The 18,674-nt window shown below is 48.7% G+C and carries 15 protein-coding genes; 9 read left to right on the top strand and 6 right to left on the bottom strand.

The annotated features are described in order from the left end of the window. Positions 1 to 59: 59 nt before the first annotated feature. Both QNM19_RS03390 and QNM19_RS03395 read left to right on the top strand, forming a co-directional pair. On the top strand, positions 60 to 2,345 hold the full coding sequence (locus QNM19_RS03390) for a S9 family peptidase (RefSeq protein WP_049866262.1): 2,286 nt from the start codon (positions 60 to 62) through the stop codon (positions 2,343 to 2,345). 92 nt (positions 2,346 to 2,437) lie between these two features. After that, positions 2,438 to 2,809, top strand: a complete 372-nt coding sequence (locus QNM19_RS03395; protein WP_049866263.1) for a nuclear transport factor 2 family protein — start codon at positions 2,438 to 2,440, stop codon at positions 2,807 to 2,809. Positions 2,810 to 2,812: 3 nt separating this feature from the next. On the opposite strand, the gene QNM19_RS03400 is transcribed toward QNM19_RS03395, so the two are convergent. After that, entirely contained in the window at positions 2,813 to 3,997 is a 1,185-nt protein-coding gene (locus tag QNM19_RS03400) for a cellulase family glycosylhydrolase (RefSeq protein WP_284026322.1), read from the bottom strand. A 211-nt stretch (positions 3,998 to 4,208) separates the two neighbouring features. Next, the gene (locus QNM19_RS03405; RefSeq protein WP_284026323.1) at positions 4,209 to 4,619 is read right to left on the bottom strand and encodes a hypothetical protein; all 411 of its coding nucleotides are present in this window, start codon (positions 4,617 to 4,619) and stop codon (positions 4,209 to 4,211) included. 217 nt (positions 4,620 to 4,836) lie between these two features. On the opposite strand from QNM19_RS03405, the gene QNM19_RS03410 reads away from it, so the two are divergent. The 3 genes from QNM19_RS03410 to QNM19_RS03420 all read left to right on the top strand — a co-directional run bounded on the left by QNM19_RS03410 (position 4,837) and on the right by QNM19_RS03420 (position 7,676). Continuing rightward, on the top strand, positions 4,837 to 5,253 hold the full coding sequence (locus QNM19_RS03410) for a ribosomal maturation YjgA family protein (RefSeq protein ID WP_284026324.1): 417 nt from the start codon (positions 4,837 to 4,839) through the stop codon (positions 5,251 to 5,253). Between the two features lie 277 nt (positions 5,254 to 5,530). Continuing rightward, positions 5,531 to 6,649 (top strand): UDP-galactopyranose mutase, encoded by a 1,119-nt coding sequence (gene glf, locus QNM19_RS03415; protein ID WP_049865877.1) that lies wholly within the window; start codon positions 5,531 to 5,533, stop codon positions 6,647 to 6,649. A 4-nt stretch (positions 6,650 to 6,653) separates the two neighbouring features. Further along, complete coding sequence (locus tag QNM19_RS03420; protein WP_049865878.1) at positions 6,654 to 7,676, top strand: glycosyltransferase; 1,023 nt, start codon at positions 6,654 to 6,656, stop codon at positions 7,674 to 7,676. Positions 7,677 to 7,742: 66 nt separating this feature from the next. On the opposite strand, the gene QNM19_RS03425 is transcribed toward QNM19_RS03420, so the two are convergent. Then, on the bottom strand, positions 7,743 to 10,316 hold the full coding sequence (locus tag QNM19_RS03425) for a reprolysin-like metallopeptidase (RefSeq protein WP_284026325.1): 2,574 nt from the start codon (positions 10,314 to 10,316) through the stop codon (positions 7,743 to 7,745). A 214-nt stretch (positions 10,317 to 10,530) separates the two neighbouring features. Then, complete coding sequence (locus QNM19_RS03430) at positions 10,531 to 10,938, bottom strand: hypothetical protein (protein ID WP_049865881.1); 408 nt, start codon at positions 10,936 to 10,938, stop codon at positions 10,531 to 10,533. 480 nt (positions 10,939 to 11,418) lie between these two features. On the opposite strand from QNM19_RS03430, the gene QNM19_RS03435 reads away from it, so the two are divergent. The 4 genes from QNM19_RS03435 to QNM19_RS03450 all read left to right on the top strand — a co-directional run bounded on the left by QNM19_RS03435 (position 11,419) and on the right by QNM19_RS03450 (position 16,535). Next, positions 11,419 to 12,171: a substrate-binding periplasmic protein gene (locus QNM19_RS03435; protein ID WP_082225556.1), complete on the top strand. Its 753-nt coding sequence runs from the start codon at positions 11,419 to 11,421 to the stop codon at positions 12,169 to 12,171. 383 nt (positions 12,172 to 12,554) lie between these two features. Then, positions 12,555 to 14,186 carry a trypsin-like serine protease gene (locus QNM19_RS03440; protein ID WP_049865882.1) on the top strand — a complete coding sequence of 544 codons (1,632 nt, stop codon included), beginning with the start codon at positions 12,555 to 12,557 and terminating at the stop codon, positions 14,184 to 14,186. 58 nt (positions 14,187 to 14,244) lie between these two features. Beyond that, on the top strand, positions 14,245 to 15,459 hold the full coding sequence (locus QNM19_RS03445; protein WP_049865883.1) for a hypothetical protein: 1,215 nt from the start codon (positions 14,245 to 14,247) through the stop codon (positions 15,457 to 15,459). 65 nt (positions 15,460 to 15,524) lie between these two features. Beyond that, positions 15,525 to 16,535: a tetratricopeptide repeat protein gene (locus tag QNM19_RS03450; protein WP_284026326.1), complete on the top strand. Its 1,011-nt coding sequence runs from the start codon at positions 15,525 to 15,527 to the stop codon at positions 16,533 to 16,535. A gap of 14 nt (positions 16,536 to 16,549) precedes the next feature. Here QNM19_RS03450 and QNM19_RS03455 read toward each other — a convergent pair whose 3' ends face one another. Both QNM19_RS03455 and QNM19_RS03460 read right to left on the bottom strand, forming a co-directional pair. Then, the gene (locus tag QNM19_RS03455) at positions 16,550 to 17,227 is read right to left on the bottom strand and encodes a response regulator (protein WP_284026327.1); all 678 of its coding nucleotides are present in this window, start codon (positions 17,225 to 17,227) and stop codon (positions 16,550 to 16,552) included. Next, positions 17,227 to 18,666: an ATP-binding protein gene (locus QNM19_RS03460; RefSeq protein ID WP_284026328.1), complete on the bottom strand. Its 1,440-nt coding sequence runs from the start codon at positions 18,664 to 18,666 to the stop codon at positions 17,227 to 17,229. The genes QNM19_RS03455 and QNM19_RS03460 overlap by 1 nt, the downstream gene beginning before the upstream one ends. Positions 18,667 to 18,674 lie beyond the last annotated feature (8 nt).

Here is an 18,674-nt window from a genome sequence, read left to right on the forward strand (position 1 = left end):
CTCCCGCCTGCCCGAATCACTTTAGTACGGTGGGCTTTTTTGGTTTAGGAGACCGTTTTATGTTGCAGCGCACACTGGCACTATTAGTCAGCTCAAGCCTGATACTGACAGCCTGTCAGAGCCTTCCCGTCGGAAAATCACAGGCAGAGCAACCAAGAGATAGTCAGAAGCTCTATTTACGGGCTGAACAATTTTTGCCGCAAAATCTCGCCCCTTTAGTCAAAAACGATAAGTTGACTGCTAACTGGCTGGATGAGGGGAGTCGTTTTTGGTTTGTTCAGCAGCACGGCCATGGTCACCGCTTTGTGCTGGTTGACCCGAGCAAGAACACACAGTCTGCGGCGTTTGATCATCAGAAAATTGCGAATGTGTTGCGCGCAGAGGGTCTGACCGAGGTGTCAGCAGCGCGATTGCCGTTCAAGCAAATTACGCTCAGCGGATCCCGGTTGGCGTTTACGATTGAACAGACGCAATGGTCCTGTACCCTGCCTGCATATACCTGTGATCATCAGGTGCATGCACAGGCCGATGAACCACAACAAGGCGCCTCTGATGATGGGCAGTGGCAAGTGGTGGTTGAAAACCATAATCTGATATTGGTCAATAAGCATTCGGGGGAGCGCACTGTACTCACCCGGGACGGCACTGAGAAGCGCCCTTATGCTGCAACGCACCCGAATCCGGCGCGCAGCTTTAAGGCTGGCACAGACTATCAGCGTGAAGGCGTCTCACTGACGTGGTCCAAAGATAGCCGCTATTTAATCACTTATCAGCTGGATCGCAGTGGCACTGACTTATACACACTGGTTCAGTCTGATCATGAGGCGAGCCTGAGACCGAAAGCGGTTCGTTATTACTATCCTTCAGCCGGGCAGGAGACGTTACCACAAGCCAATCTGGTGCTGGTGGACATCGATAAGAAAAAGGCTATCAAGCTAGATGCTCCGCCTGTGATGCAGACTTACTATGGCAGCGCACTGTGGGGCTGGTGGCAGGACAATGGTCGCTATGTCTATCATGACCGTCGCCGGGGCAATCGTCAGTACTTTATGCGCGAAGTGGATCCGCACACGGCTCAGGTGCGGGCTTTGGTTGAAGAGCGTGACGACAAATATATCGACCCCTGGGTACAAACGTATTGGGCATTGCCGGAGCTGGATGCTTTTATCTGGAGCTCGCAGCGCAGTGGGTATCAGCATTTGTATTTGTACCAGGCCAGCAATGGCGCATTACTGAATCCGATCACGCAAGGTGAGATGACGATAAGGGTGATCCGGGGCGTAGATACTGAGCGCAAGCAGCTGTATTTTGAGGCGTCCGGAAGAGAGCCTGACAGGGATCCCTATTTCCGACATTTATACCGGATTAATCTGGATGGCAGCGATCTGACTCTGCTCACGCCAGAGGCTGCTGAACATGATACGCGATTGTCTCCCGATTTTAACTATGTGATAGACACCTATTCGACTGCGTCACTGGCACCTGTGACTGTGCTGCGAGATAGTCGCACGGGGAAAGTGGTGAGAGAAATTCAACGGGCTGATATCAGTGCTTTGCAGGCGACAGGCTGGCGTCCGCCACAATCATTTGAGGTGCTGGCTGCGGATGGCAAAACGTCGCTGTATGGCTTGATGTATTTACCATCCCACTTTGATCCTAACAAGCGTTATCCGGTCATTGATGACATTTATACCGGGCCGCATAACTTCTTTACGCCTAAGTCTTTTAACACCTATTCACGCCAGGCCAATGCGCTGGCTGAGTTGGGGTTTGTGGTGATCAAAATGGATGGGCGGGGCACCAATAAACGCGGCCGGGCATTCCATGAGTATTCATTTAAAAACCTCGGTGGGGGCGTGGACGATCATGTGGCGGCCATTCGTCAGCTGGCACAGCGACATGCTTTCATGGACAGTGATCGGGTCGGGATTTTTGGTTTCAGTGCCGGTGGTTATGATACTGCGCATGCGTTGTTTAAATATCCGGATTTCTTTAAGGTCGGAGTAGCTGCTTCGGGGAATCATGATTTCCGGGTTGATAAAGCGGGCTGGAATGAAATCTGGATGGGTTATCCAGTGACACCGGAGTGGGATGAGCAGTCTAACCTGACCTGGGCAAAGCACCTGCAAGGGAAGCTGTTATTGGCTCACGGCGAGTTGGACACCAATGTACATCCTGCTGCGACCATGCAGCTGGTCTCTGCGCTGATCAAAGCGGATAAGCAGTTTGACCTGATGATTTATCCCAATATGGGTCATGTACTCGACGAGCACCCGCATTTTGTGCGTCTGCGTTGGGATTATTTCCTGCGCCATCTGAAAGGTATTGAGCCAATCAAACACTGATATAACCTGGGCTTTGACTATATATCGCTCACAGCGTTACTTTAGTTAGCTCAGGTTGCTGTAAGTTCAGCACATTACTCAGGAGCGTAAAAATGGATATTTTGATAGCACAAGAAACTGAGTTACATCAGTATGAGACCCGGCAAAATCGCGATGCCATTGAGCGTCTATTGCATGCCGACTTTGCGGAAGTTGGCATGTCGGGCACCAGCTATACCTTTGAGTCCATTGTCTCTATGATGAGCGAGGAATTGCCTACGCACCTGCGTGTGCATGCGCAGAATTACAGCTGTGACAAGCTGGCACCGGATGTATACCTGTTGCGCTATCAATGCGCATTGGTTGGCCAACATGGAGAAGCCTGCGAGTTTGCAAAGCGCTGCTCCATTTGGGTGTTGGCGCAGGGCCGGTGGCAGCTTAAATATCATCAGGGCACGGCTTGCGCGCCCTTTGTGTTGGTCTAATGATTATCTGCCTTCACTGATCCAGCCTTTGACCCAGGTACCGGCCTCTTTGAGCTGGCTGTCGACAAAGTTCTGAGTGTTACAGGTGCCGCGTTGCCAGACTGCTCCGCTGCGGAAGTCGTCGGAATAATTCCAGTTGGTCCAGCTGATCTTTTTGCGTTTCATCAGGTCGATATACTTCTGTGAGCTGATAGGGTCATTCGGGCCGTCGCCATCGTAGTTTTGCGTGCCCCACTCACTGACAAACACGGGCAGTACATCAGAGGCCTGATCGAGTACAGAGCGGTGATAGTCTTTGTGCGATGCCGCGTAAAAGTGGAAGGTGTACATGATGTTGTCGAACGGTACCGGATCGTTCAGCACCTCCTGTACGCTGCCACCAGTCGATGCGCCAAACGTAGACCAGCCATGGGTGCCGATCAGGATCAATGCGTCAGGCTGGATAGCCCGGATAACCGGGATGATTTGCTCGCTGTAGTGGCGCACTTCAGGCCAGCTGACATTATTTGGTTCATTGGCAATGTCGTAAATCACATTGTTGCGGTTTTTGTTGGCAGTGACTATGTCGGTAAAGAACTGTTTAGCCAGGTCCAGGTTATAATTTGGGTCGCCCGGATCAAGCTGATGCCAGTCCACCAGAACATATAATCCACGCTGGCTGGCCATGTCGATCAGGGTATTCATCTGTTGGGTAAACCCGGCTGGATCGGTTTCATAACCGCCTTCCTGTACGTACAGGCTGAGGCGGACAATATCGGCTTGCCAGTCCTGAGCCAACACATCCAGTGATGCGCCGGTTAAACATTTGTTCAGACCATACCATTGCAGGCCATGACTGCTCATGCCACGCAGCTGGATTTGTTGTTGTTGCTCACTGCACAGCCCGGTGCCGCATACGCTGAGCTTGCCATAACGTTCAACCGGTGTGATTTGATTGCCGGTATCGCAGCGGCCAAGATATTGCCAGGCTGAGCTGCTACCAGGCTCAGAGCGGGTCCACCAGTTTGCGCGATAAAGTTTGCCCTGATGCTGCATTTTGTCATTGGTGTTGGCGTGGCTGGGATTGCCCTGCCAGTCTGTTTGTGTCCAGTCGGGGTAAGAGTTAACTCCCTGACAGCTTGCTGCATGAGCCTGGCTGACTCCCAGTCCGGCGGTGAGTGAAATAGCGACTAAGTGCTTAAAATTCATAATATTGCTCCTTTACATGTGTTGGCTCTGTTGATGTGCTTTTTGAAAAATAACGAGTAAAGTTGTCAACAGACCCTATCCAACATAATGGAAAAACGGGAGGAGCAGCTTAGACTTTAGTCTAGTTTTGATCGTTAAGTATTGTAATTGGATGGAATGGTGTCATGCCTGCTGTGCAGCAGGCATAAATCATTTTATAAACTTGCTCAAATCACTTGGGGGGCTCTGTGCCCTCTATGTCGACAGGGGTGCTGCGATGCAAGAATACGCCACTTTCCAGCTTATCGCCCTCGACGATATAGGCATACGCTTCAGCAACCGATATTTGTACCACGCCGCCTCGGTTAAACTGGCGCGCAATGGCAATGTCTCGAGTATATTCAACCCAGGGTGTAAACTTGGTTATATCAATGGCTTTGTCTTTGGGGATGGGCGCGCATTCACCCGATGTGCCTTTTTGGTGCTCTACTTGCTCTGAGGTAGGCAGTGAGTTGCTGCTTGTACCTGCTGGCCAGCCGCCAGCTGTTTGTTGTGCTGTAATGGCATCAAACTCAGCCGTGCAGTTTGTGCCCCGGTAAAGTATGATTTCTTTCTTTGCTGTACTGCTATGTGAACTACCCATATTAAAGACCTCTAAAAGTTAGAATGGAAGGGAATGAGTCAGTACTGCGATTATTGGGTAAAACGAATAGACAGACGCGGGTAAACCAAGACAATAACCGGTCAAAATAATGTACTGCCATGTTAGGTAAGCAAGCGATGATAGTGCGCTCGTTTTTGATGAATATAGGCCAATCCTCTCGATACCAATTAGAATGGATAAGTTAAAAGTAAGTTTTATGTCGACTCTCAGGCGCAGTATTTTTCTATATTCAGGCCTGGCTATCATCACGATGCTTTTGGGCTTGCTCAGCCGATCTTCGTTTATAGAACTACCAGAGATACTGGCGCTTTATGCCGGTGATACCCTTTGGGCGATGATGGTATTCTGGTTGCTTTGCTGTGTGCAGCGTGGAATGCGCACCGCCGGTATCGCTCTGCTGGCTTTAGGGTTTGCTTTTGCGATTGAGTTTTCGCAGCTGTATCAGGCTCAGTGGCTCAATGATATCCGACATACCCGACTGGGTGCGCTGGTACTGGGCTTTGGTTTTAAAGGCAGTGATCTGGTGTGTTATACCTTTGGTATCTTGCTGGCTGCGGGTTTAGATAAGCTGATAGCAGGTTGCCAAAAACCGGGTCCACAACCGGTAAGCTAAGTCGGTTCTGTATTCTGATAACCTTTATACACAGGCTTGTTTTGTATTGAGGCGACCCATTTTTGGTCTGGTGTCGTACATTTATTCGGCAGTTCAATAACAAAATTTTACGTGTTTAGTCTTGCTAATTCGAAGATGTTTTGGAGGTGGAAAAATTCCTACTAATTTAGGGACTATTTTGTCTTTTCCTCAGCGATGAATGCTCAATTCTTCACTTTTTCTGATATAGTTTTGCGCTTACGATATAGCCATGAACGATTCACAAAGGCAAATTTCAATGAATGAAGCTCAATACGATTATCTGATTGTCGGTGCAGGCCTGTTTGGTGCTGTATTCGCCAGAGAAGCAACCGATCAGGGTAAGAAAGTCCTGGTGATAGATAAGCGCGACCATACTGGTGGTAATATCTACTGTGAACAGGTTGAAGGGATTAACGTACATAAGTACGGTGCACATATTTTTCATACCAGCAACCAGCAGGTGTGGGATTACGTTAATCGTTACGTGACATTTAATCACTATGTGAACTCGCCGGTTGCCAGACACGAAGACAAGCTTTATAACCTGCCTTTTAATATGAATACCTTTTACCAGTTGTGGGGCGTGACTACACCCCAGCAGGCAAAGGAGAAAATTGCTGAAGCGCGTGCGCCTTATGCTGACCTGACACCGCAAAATCTGGAAGAGCAGGCATTGTATCTGGGTGGACGCGATCTTTACGAAAAGCTCATCAAAGGGTACACCGAAAAGCAATGGGGCCGACCGGCCACTGAGATCCCGGCATTTATTATCAAACGTCTGCCATTCAGGTTTACCTTCGACAACAACTATTTTAACGACCGTTATCAGGGGATCCCGATCGGCGGATACAATGCCCTGACTGATGCCTTGTTTGAAGGTGTGGAAGTCAGAACGGGTGTGAACTACTTTGAAGATGCCGAAAACCTCAACAAGCTGGCAGACAAAGTACTGTACACAGGTAAAATTGATGAGTTCTTTGACTGTCAGTTTGGCAAGCTAGAATACCGCAGCCTGCATTTTGAAACGCAAGTGCTGGATGAGGAAAACTATCAGGGCAATGCCGTGGTGAACTACACCGAGCGCGATGTGCCGTATACGCGTATTCTGGAGCATAAGCATTTTGAATTTGGTACGCAGGAAAAAACCGTTGTCACCAAAGAATACCCTCATGAGTTTAGTAAAGACAACGAGCCTTACTACCCGATTAACGACGAAACCAATAATGCGCTGTTAGCACGGTATCAGGAGCTGGCAAAAACAGCCCCTTATGCTGATAAGTTTATTTTTGGAGGCCGTCTTGCCGATTATAAATACTATGATATGGACGACACCATAGAAGCGGCACTGGCATTAACCAGCAAGGAATTGGCATAACATCATGAGTCGTAAAGTTTATATCGCAAGAAATTACCGCTCTAAGTTTGATGCAGCCGGTAAAGCAAAGATGGATTGTGAGACCATTTTGCAGAACAACGGCTGGCAAAATATCGGCTTTAAGCAGACCTGGATTGCAAATTCTGTGCTGGGTACGTTGATCAGTGCATTGGGTGTAAGCTGGGCGCTGTTGAGACTGAAGTCGGGCAGTACGGTGTGTTTGCAGTACCCGTTTAACAAGTTTTACGGTTACTGTTTGTGGGGCGCAAAACTGAAAAACAGTAAAGTGCTGACACTGGTGCATGACGTGCGCAGCCTCAAAGGTAAGTACGGCCACTCAGAGAAAGAAATCAATATGCTGAATAAATCAGACCAGTTGATTGTGCATAACGACAAAATGCGCGCCTGGTTTGAAGAGCAGAACATCCAAGCTGAGATTACCAACATCGAAGCGTTCGACTATCTGCATACCGATAACCCGAATGCCCAGCGCACACCAACCGACTATGATCAAATTCGGGTAGTGTTTGCCGGTAACATGGGTCCATTTGTGTATGAGCTGGATAGGCTGGAGCGCGGTAACTTTAAGTTTGACCTGTATGGTGTTGGTTATGATGAGAAGAAAGTCAAAAACATCAACAATACAATTCTCGACTACAAAGGGTGTTTCCCGTCGGACAAGGTGATCGATCATATTGACGGAGACTTTGGTCTGGTTTGGTATGGCAACACTCTGGATACCTGTGATGGCGTGACGGGTCAGTACCTTAAGTACAATAACCCACATAAACTGTCTTTGTACTTGTTGTGTGACATGCCTATCATCATCTGGGACAAGGCAGCTATGGCTGACTTTGTTGAAGAGCAGGGAATTGGCTTTAAAGTAAGCTCGTTGCGCGATATCAAAACGCGCCTTGCGGAGCTGACACCTGAACAAATCGATCAGATGAAACAGAATGTGCAAAGAGTTAAAGCGGATGTGCAGTCGGGTCAGTATCTGACTCGTGCTTTGGACAGACTGGTTTAGCGAACGCTCGGGTTCATAACCATGGCCAGGTGGCAGGCTTGATACGCCGACCCCTGGCCTGATTGCTTAGCGGCGTCGTCTGCGTAGCAACAAACACAATCCACTCAGCATTGCCCAAGGGCCGAACGAGCCTGAGTTGTTGTCGTCTTTATCATCGCCGCCATCATCGGGGTTGGGATTGGCTTTTACCGTCACTGTCACGGTTGCATAGTCGCTGCCCCCTTGCCCGTCTTCGATATCATAACGAAAGACTTCAGTGCCGGAAAAGTCATCTTGCGGTGTATACACTAACTGATTGTCGCTGATGGTCACCTGACCTGTACCACGATAATCCACGCTACTTATCTTCAGTGTATCACCATCTACATCCCGGTCATTATCGATTACAGCGAGCGCATTGTTTTTCGACGCAAAGTCAACGCTGTATGTATCCTTGTTCGCCTCAGGGGCATCATTGACAGACTTTACTGTAACGGTGAGTGTGTAAGGCGCGCTGGTAAGTGTGCCGCTGGTTACCGTTACCGGCACACTGAGTTCGCCATGAAAGTGTGTAGCAGGTGTGAGTGTTGTACCCGTGATCTGGTAGTGTGCGCCCTCGGCTAAAGTGATTGCATCTATGGTCATAGTTTGTGCCAGGATCAGATCATCCGGTTTTATCTGCAAGCTGCCATCTTCGTCGAGGCTAAGCGGCTTTTGTCCCTTGATCTCAGGCGTTGTGTCAGCGGCGGACTCGCTATTGATACTAAAGTTACCCTGATTGATTGCGAAGAAGATGTTGTCATGGCATTTGACCTGAATGCGGGCCTGCTCAGTGCGGATATTACCGAGCTGCACTTCATACTGGCCGGAATTTGGCACTTGCTTTGCCAACTCGGTCGCAAATGTCTGACCGCCGTCTTCGGAAAGTAAAATATCGACGTTTGCGCAGGAAACCGGGGCGTTTTCTGTGTCAGCAGTGTGCCATTTCACTAACTGTGAGTTGCCACGCCATTGGCTTGAGCCGTCTGGTAGGGTCACGGCAAATCCCTGATCATTGCCAATGACGGCAATTTTCACTGCATCATCACTCACGCCACCCTGACCATCCCTGACAACTAGGCGAAAGTTAAGCGCTCTGGTCGTGGTGGCATAGGCTTCGCCAAAACTTGGTTGACCTGACAAGATATCTGCCATTTTTGGCAATGTGCGTTGTGGTGTGTCGTTTGGATTAAAGGTCCGGAACAGCGGTCTTTTACCATCATCAACGCTATCTTGGGTTTTGTCCGCAGACGCCTCGCCCAGGTCAAACTGTTGCCAACTGTAGCTGAGCGTGTCTTGTTCTTTGTCTGTGGCAGTCCCGCTTAAAGTAAAAGGCGTGCGTGCCGGAATGGTGCGATCTGTGCCAGCATTCACTTGTGGTTTGGCATTGCCGCGTTCAGTATGAACCCCACAGCTTTTACCCGATGATAGCCGCGCGTAGCGATTCATTTGGTCCAGAGAATGAATGTGGAAGTATGGATCGGAATTAGCTTGCAGATCCTGCTCATCGCAAATGCCAGTGTAACCCATGATGGTTGACCCACTGGCCGGTTCGTAGGCACTGCCTGGAGCGCGGTTACCACCACAAGCACCTGCCTCACCATTAAAGGTGTGATCGGCACCCAGTTGATGGCCTATTTCGTGCGCAACATAGTCGATATGAAAGGCGTCATTGGTGGGCTCCTCGCTGCCGGTGATCCCTTCCGCTTTGAGCTCGGTGCAAACAACTTCAAATCCGGCAAGGCCGCCACCCCCGGTGCCAACCAAATGCCCAATGTCATAGCCATCAGCACCAATCAGGGTATTGATTTGCTCACTTATTTTATCTATATCTTCATCCGTATTGTCGAAAGGATCTGTATTCGGGTCGATAAAGAGCAACTTGTCATTGTCGCCAACCAGTTCAAATTTTATTGCCAGGTCGCGCTCATAAACGTCGTTGATCCGGTTGACCATAGTCACAATGGCTGCCAGTGTTGTTTCTTTACTGCCGCCATGAAAGCGGGCGTATTCACCTGTGGTGGCAATCGCAATACGGTACGTGATCTGCGTGTTCGGCAGCGTATCGGCTTCATTGTTCTGCTCGGGCTGTGCCAGACGATCGACCATCTGCGCATGTCGGTGATGTTTACGAGGTGCGTGTTGTTTCAGTGTTTTTTTGTCTGTGGCCTGACTGTTGCCAGCGTAACTGCGGTAGTGGTGTTTGCCTGAGCGTGGTTGTGGATCCAGGTAGATACGTTGTCCCTGATAGTTAAAAACACCAAAAAAGCCGTTTGGCCCCAGATCAAATCGTCCGTAGTGCATCGGGTTGTCTTTTTGATGGCCGCTGAATGTTTTGATCTGCGGGAATTTGCTTGCCAGTGCTGGCGCCATGACCTGGTTCGGCGTGAGCACAAATTCAACCAGCTTGCCATCAGGCAGAGGGAGCATCACAGAGGTTGTTTGCGTGTCACTCAGCGAACTGAGTTGCGCGTGCAGCGCACTTTGGTCCAACAGATATTGACTGTGATGGTTTTGTGGCTTGGCATGATGTTGTTCCACACTTTGCCAAAGCGGTGAAGCGGCGATTGCGTAGGTGCAGGCGACGTGTGACAGGGCCAGCGCAATTAGGTGTTTTTTCATAATCGTATCCCATTGATGAATTCCAATAGGACTGTAGCGTTTTGTTGCTGGTAGCTGGGTATCTGATTGTCTGCCTTTTGTATCCGGGCAGATACATAGTGCTTGATACGAAAACGAAAAAGGCCGCACGTCTGCGGCCTGAGGTCAGAATCATCATCCCGCTGTCCTTGCCGGATTACTGATTGAAAGCGTAACGCTGTTTGGTCTTTATACCTTAGTATACAGTGACATAATTGACGTTGACTGTTCCTTCGTGAAAGAGCTGGTTGAACTGATGATACTCAACGTCAATTTTAACCATGGCATAGTCAGTCTCCAGTGAGTAATCACCGCCTACTGAACGAGAGAAGGTGCATTCAGCTTGGGCGTACAGGTACACGGCGGATGCAGGCTGTACAAAGTAGTTCAGTACATGCTGGTTGCATGACTGGAGTTCGTATCCGGCATCCAGAAGCTGACCTTTGATCTCCTGATACTGACGGCCATATTCAATGACTTCATCAACGCTGCTGTATCCAGCCCGGGTCGGTGCCTGTTCAGTTTGGGTGACAGAAGGTGTGGCATTTGCAAGTGCAGTTGTGCTGGCCAGTGAGAGTAACGAAACAAGTAACGCATTTTTCATAAATAAACTTCCTTTTTGCTATAAAGCGCTGAGATCAGACGTAATAAATTAAGGGAAACCCTTTGCCCAGAATCACAGCAGATGACAATGACGCGGTGCTTATCACCGTGCCTTTGAACTCATGGTGGTACATTATCATGAAACTTATGTTTCGATAAATAGACGAAATAAAGAAAGTTTTATTTATATATTTTTATTTTTGTGCAAATTCCATTCAATTTAACCTGTATTATTGACTTTTTTCAACTATAAGTGTGTGCTCACTTTCTTTTTGATTAATGCGTATGAATATTTTCATATTGCTGGTTCTTTTTTCTTATTCAGATAACTTAAATATCGGATGTTTAGATAACAATTTGTTGATGTTCCTTTGCCTAAGCGTGTTGCTTAACTAAGCTTAAGATCTGTTTTAACCGAAAGCGTAAACGATGAATCAAGATGCTAATCAAAATAACCAGGCGCTAATATCGGCTGGTTGTGATGCCTAGAGTCAACCACTGTGTTGTGCTGATCTTATGTATTGTACTGAGCGCAGGTGCAGAGGCTGCACGTTATTCTGTGCTGGTGTATCACGGCGCAAATCCACCTTATAACTATTTAGATGGCAGAGAGCAGGCCGGCATATTTAAGGATATGTTTACCCGCCTTGGTGAATTGACAGGACATGAGTTTGAGTTTGTGCCACTGTCGGTTGCACGTGGGCACAAGTCGTTTGAATCGGGTGAAATTGATATTGAGCCAGGGGTCAATCCCAGTTGGCGAAAAAGCTCCCGAGTACCGGGCATTTATAGTATTGACTATGCGTTTTCTCGAGAGGTGGTACTGGGTCGTGCAGAAGCACGTGCTTATAAACAGCCTGAGTCCTTTTATGGCAAAGTGATGGGGCGCGTACGTGGATATCGGTATGGGCCGTTTGAGCGCCATTTTGGGACGGGGAAAATTGCGGTATATGACAATATTTCTGAGCGAGAACTACTGGTGCAGCTTGCTCATACCCGGCTCGATTATATTATGATTGGCGATGTCACAGCGGCCTATTATATTGCGACCACCCCGGCTTACAGAGGCTTTAAGGAAGTCTACGAGATAAGCAAGTTGCCGGTTGCTATGCGTATTCAACCCAAGCATGCTGAGCTCAAGCGTGAGCTTGATCAGGCGTTACAGTTTATGATGGAGCAAGGCGAGATCAGCCAAATCTACCATAAATATGGCATTAAAATGCTGCCTTTCTGAGTTATATCTACAGATCTCTAGCCTTGTGTACCTATGTCATTGGCTATCCTGTGATTTCGCGCTTTGTTCATGGCAAACTTATGGCAAACTTATGGCAAATTTAAGTCAGTCAGTCCGCGTTTTTCTAATTTAAGTCCTTGTTATTTAAAACGTTCCAAACTTGTTCAGGCGATTTTTCCTAAATATTTGTGAAATAAATTTCACGTTTAACTGTAAAACATCTGTTACATTTAAGTGGTTAAAATACAAACTAATGATGAAAAAGTGACTAAATTTTTAACTGGTCTAGCCAGTTGTTTTTTTCATCTCGGCCATTGATCTTTGTGTGTATCTCAGATTATTTCTAGATTGCTTTTTGAGCAATAACCATACAAGGATACAACATGAAAATTACACTTTTGGCTGCTGCTGTATTGTCACTATCAGCAACCGCCGTCTCTGCGAATACACAACAATCGAGCCTGCCTGATATCACTCCTAGTGTTGTGGGTGGTATAGAAACTCCAGCTTATTCAAGACCATATCAAGTTGCATTATTGATGAATGGCCGTCAGGGCTGTGGTGGTACACTGTTGAGCGAAAATTGGGTGCTGACCGCGGCACACTGTCTGGACAATGCTTCAACGGCCAGTCTGACAGTCCGTGTTGGCGCCCATTCCATCAGCCGTGGTGACGGAGATACTTTGCGTGTATCTCAGATTATTATGCATGAGAACTGGCGTGGTGCGAACGGTATCCGTTCCGGCTATGATATTGCCGTACTGCGCCTGGCAACGCCTGCTGCAAGCAAATACACCCCGGCTAAGTTACCAACACAGTCCATTGCGGATCAGTATGCCGGCGTTGGCGCTTACCCGACGGTATCAGGTTGGGGATTAACCTCTAACCGCGGTCGTCCGAGCGATGTGCTGCGCGAAGCTCAGCTACCTGTTATCTCCAATGCAAGTTGTAGCAGTCAGCTTAACTTCAACATTCCCGGTTCAGTCATTTGTGGTGGCGGCGAAGGTGGTCGTTCAGCCTGTAATGGTGACAGCGGAGGTCCTTATGCGGTCCGTGTTGGTAACGATTTCTACAGTATAGGTACTGTGAGCTGGGGTATTGCCTGCTCTGGCGCGACGGCATTTACTCGTACAACCAGCTATCTTGACTGGATTGAACGTAAAACGGGTCTGAGCCCGGATAATCCGACGGATGAAAAACCAGTTGCTGATTTTAGTGCGTCGGTTTCTGGCATGACAGTGAGCTTTGCGAATCGTGCGACAGATGACAATGGCATTACAGCTTATGACTGGAACTTTGGTGATGGCAACCGCTCAAGCGCAGCAAACCCACGTCATACCTATGCTGCTGATGGAAGTTACAATGTGACGCTTACCGTGACTGATACTGCACAGCAGACATCCAGCGTGTCTCAGGTTGTGTCTATTGGCGAGCCGCCTGTTTGTGATGTATCACCCTGGGATCGTGCCACTTCTTATGCATTAGGTGACAAAGTGTCTTATCAGGGTGATATCTATGAGGCTATCTGGTGGTCTTCTGGTGCTCAGCCGGATCTATACCCGAATGTCTGGAAGAAACTGGATAGCTGCGGTGGTACCGGCGATCCGGCACCGGTTGCGGGCTTTACTGTGGCTACGTCAGGCTTGAGTGTTACTTTGACTAATACCAGTACAGATAATGGTCAAATCGTTTCAAACCAGTGGCAGTTTGGCGATGGTCAGAGCGCATCACAGTCTTCTGTTACGCATACCTATGCGGCAGCGGGAACCTACACAATCCGCCTGACTGTGACAGATGATCAGGGCCAAAGCAGTACCCTTTCAAAAGAAGTGACCGTTGGCGGTGACAACAACTGTCAGGGTATTCCTAGCTGGAGTCCTAGCACAGTGTACAACACAGGTGATTTGGTTGCTAAAGGTGGTCAGGTCTATGAAGCCCAGTGGTGGGTACAGGGTGAAGATCCAGCCCAGTCAGGTCCTTGGGGTCCATGGAAATCTGTAGGCACCTGTAACTAGTCGCTTTTTTGCTCAGTCCCGGGTAATCTATCAGAAATTAAACGGTATACAGAAGATCATGGGACTGAGTCATCAGGCGCACAGTGAATTACGCAGACTGGGTGAGCGTGTTAAGAAAGTACTTACGGCAATAATGCGGGCGGTGCCTGCGCAAGCACAAACCATAGGCGGGTTTGCCCGCCATATTGGGTGTCATCGTTCAACCAGTCAGCGTTTATTTAATGCATACAAGGCCAAATCTGGCGAACAGGTACTCTATCACTTACCCGGGCAACAGGCGCTAAGCGTGCTGGGTGAGCAGCTGACAGGGCATATCCCCTGTGATTTGATAGTGCAGTGGCGTCAGGTAAGTGAGCGCTTTTCTGCAACCATTCCTCAGTATGCAAGAAGTCATGCAGAACTAAAACGATTACTGGACAACCGGCAAGAGGACGAAGTGAAAGCTCGGGATGTACATCTCTCTGGTCAGGATAAGCGGGCTCAGTTGTATTATGCGGCCAAGTCGCTGCTTGGTATGAGTATGGAAGAGATTTTTTGTGCCTATGTGCTAACCCGGGGCAAAGGCCGCGACGGGTTTTTGCAGGAAGTCGCCATGATCAGCAAATCGCAGATCAAGCGTGAGACGGGCGCCGCACCTTTCGTGCAGTTTTACACCCATCCTCACAATGATGATTTCATCGCCCCTTTGAACATAGATGCCAATTGTCGTGTTGAATCAAAGCGTTTTAGTATCGGCATTGCGCAAGAGCTATCAACACCCGGGCTGCATCAGGCCTTTGCCAGTTATTCACCCGGTAACAGCGGGTTGGTCTTTGACCCTATTGCGGACCATGATCGTTTTGATGCAACCTTTATTTTTAATAATCCGGATGAGCTGGTTGACCCGTTAAGTCACGATAGTCAGTGTAGCTCTACCAGTATTTCGATTAAAAACCCGGCCAAAAAGTTACGCTTACTGGTACTGATAGAAAAGCAGCTGGACCGTCACAGCTGCGTGAATGTCGGTTGTTATCATGGCAACCAAAAAGTGGAAGAAGGAAAGCTCAGCGTAGAGGATATGTGGACCGAGCGCCTGCCTGAATTTCCAGAACTACGTTTGATTGATTTAAATGCTGGCGCGCAGGCATTGCACTGGGATGCTATGCAACAGCAAAAGCTTGATTATCTGTTCCGCTATGCCAGCCTGGATCCAGCTAACTACCGCTGTTATCTGATGGAAGTGGATTATCCAATCTGGTCCAGCACTTATCGCATATACTTTGAACATCAGTGAGTGACTTTGAACAATTGCTACGTGCATTCTATAGTTTCAGGAGATAGGCAAAAGCGGAACGGGTGATGTTACGAGCGATGATTGGCCTGTGGATGATGCTGTTCCCGGTGACATTATGGGCTGCTACACCCAGTGAGGTGATCGATAAACTTCAGGAAGCCGAAGACTACCTGACGGTAGACCCGGCAACGACCTTAGTGTTGCTGGATCAACTTGATAATGTTCAGCAGCTACCGACCTCTTTGTTTTTACGCTGGCACTTCATTCGCATGCGTGCAGCCGTGCCGACCCATCAATTGGCACAGATGGAATACTCCCTGGAAGCCGTTTTTTCCCACCATAATCACCCGTACTTTATCGAAAAACTTCCCACCGCTTTGAGTGCGCTGGGTATTTGGTTACGTCGCCATAATTACCTTAGTGATGCAAGGCAAAGCCTGGAATGTGCCTATAAGTACGCTCAGTCAGAACAGCAGAAGCTGGTACTGACTAACAGCTTGGCGTTGGTTTCACGTCAGCTTGGTGATTATGCCAAGGCCAGACGCTTGTATGGTAGGGCGATGAGTATTGCTGATAAGGCCGGTATTACATCAAAAAATGGCATTATCAATAATAACTTAGGGATCATAGCATTAGAGCTGGGTGAAGTTGCAGAGGCCGAGGTGCAGTTTCGAAAAGCGCTTGCCAGTTATCAGGAAATAGATAAACGTTCCGGACAGATCTCTGCGGGGGTGAATCTGTTATTTGCTTTTATTATCCAAGAGCAACTGTTGAATTATCAGCGCCTATACGGACCTACCTCCAGACTGACTGCGTCTTTCCCCAACGAAACCAAGCAGGCGATGTTGCTTTGGGTTAATGCCCGATTTATGCAACTTGAAGGTCACCCGGTTAGCCAGCAGAGCAAAAACAGTCTTAAACTGGCGTACACCCAGCTTCAGGATGATAATGTTCGTCGCTTGGTATTTCAGCACCTGGCAAAGCCTCTGGGTGTTGAAGTCAATTTGCCAAAGCCGGTGATAGTCAGACCGTTTGAGCGCAGCTGGTATCAGGTGGTTAAAGCCTGTAATTGGTAAATCTATCGCTGCCATTACCCTGCAAATTTGTATCCTACGCCGTAGACAGATGTGATGGGGGTCTGATCAGGTGCAATGGTGCTGAGTTTTTTACGAATATTTTTGACATGGGTATCTATATTGCGGTCGACAATATCGTCATTATCGGGGTAGAGATGTTCAATGAGCTGGGCACGCGAAAAGACCTGTTGTGGATGACTAAGCAGCAAAGTCAGTAACTTAAACTCACTGGGCGTTAATTCCAGCGGTTGAGCCCGATAACTGGCAGTGAATTGAGCCGGGCTGACAATGAAGTCTCCCGCTTTGAGCTCGTCTTGCTGTCTGGGCGCAAAGCGACGCAGCACCGCCTTGACCCTGGCCATAACTTCCCGGGGGCTGAAAGGTTTGCAAATGTAGTCATCTGCTCCCAATTCCAGGCCGAGCAACCGATCAATTTCATCTTTTTTGGCGGTGATCATAATCATAGGTATGTCGCTGAATTGACGGACCTGACGGCAAATACTGAGTCCGTCTTCACCCGGCAACATCAGATCCAGCAGCACGAGATCGACCTGATGGTGTTGCAGGAATGCGATCACACCATCACCACGTTCCAGGTGTGTGACGTTATATCCCTCAGCCCTGGCATAGGCGATAAGTACGTCGGCAATATTGGCTTCGTCTTCAACAATCAGCAAATGCAACTTGTTCATTATGGGTTCTCTTGTTGTTGATAGGGCAGGCTGAGAGTGACACAGAGCCCACCCAGAGATGAGTCACTCAGTGTGATGCTGCCCTGGTGCGCTTCTATTATGGTTTTGCACAAAGCCAGTCCGAGTCCGCTGCCGCCATACAGGCGACTTCGGGATGGTTCGACCCGATAAAAACGCTCAAACAATCTGACTTTTTGCTCGTCAGAAACACCCGGGGCCGAATCTTCGATGCGGATGATCATCCGGCTGGCCTCATGGCCAATCACGACCCGTATCTGGCCACCGGTATCTGTGTAGCGTCTGGCATTTTCAATCAGGTTAGCGAATAGCTGGCACAGGCGTTCTTTGTCTGCAATCACCGCTCGAGGCGTAAGCGTCATAGCATGTGTCAGTGCGCTCACATCTAAAGTGATAGCGCGTTCTGAAATTTTACTCTCAAGCCCTTGAATAGTTTGCATAAGAAGTGGCAAAGGGTCAATTTCGGTCATGCTGTAACGGTAGCCACCCACATCTGCGCTGGTGAGCTGATACAGGTCGTCGACCAGCCGACTGAGGTTATCGACTTCGCGCAGTAACAGTGCTGTTTTATCGGCATCCATGGTAAAGACGCCATCTTCGATGGCTGTCAGCTGAGTTTTGAGTACGGTCAGTGGTGTGCGCAACTCATGGGAGGTGTCAGACATCCATTGCCGACGGCTTGTCTCGTTATCTTCGAGGATCTGTGCCAGCTGATCAATGCGCCTTGCTAGTATTGCCAGTTCATCACTGCCGGTTTGGTTCGCCCGGCTGCTGAAATCCCCTCGCATCAGCTTATCTGTGCATTGCATGAGTCTTTGAATGGGCCTGCTGAGTTGTTTTGAGACGAACCAGGCCATCAGCAGCGCCAGTAACAGTGCTGACAAGGCAATCCACAGGTAATTGATCAGTTGCTGGCTAATAAATTCGTCATTGCTTATCTGCTTATTGGCTGCGGGTTCACTGATGCGGGCAGGATCCCAGCCAAGCCAGCCAATGAGTTGGCCATCGAGCTTCAGAGCTTGCTGGTAGCGGTTGCTTTGCAATGTGGACTTACCCTCAATACGTTGCTTGTTGTCGTCATACAGACTGATCCGTTTGCCGGTGTCAAAGTAGCGGCGGTCACCATGCTGGGCCGGGTTAAACGCTTTGTCATGGCGGCCATCACGGCGTTGTTGTGTTTGTTGCGGTTGCATCAGTTGCTGCCACACGCGGCGATTGTTGCGTAACTTTTGCCAGCTGCCTTCGCGTTGATAAAAAGCCAGCAAACGCGCACGAGTTTGCGCAATATGACTTTCTTCACTGCGCTCAACCAAGGTCGCAAAGTCGCTGGTCAGGCTGCCCGCCGTCAATCCCAGCTGGATCGCAATGATTGCCAGATTAGTGAGCACAATGGCCAGAAACAGTTTGGCGAAAAGGTTCAAGTGTGGCT

Origin of the sequence: Pseudoalteromonas ardens, assembly GCF_030125445.1 — a bacterium.
GTDB lineage: Bacteria > Pseudomonadota > Gammaproteobacteria > Enterobacterales > Alteromonadaceae > Pseudoalteromonas > Pseudoalteromonas ardens.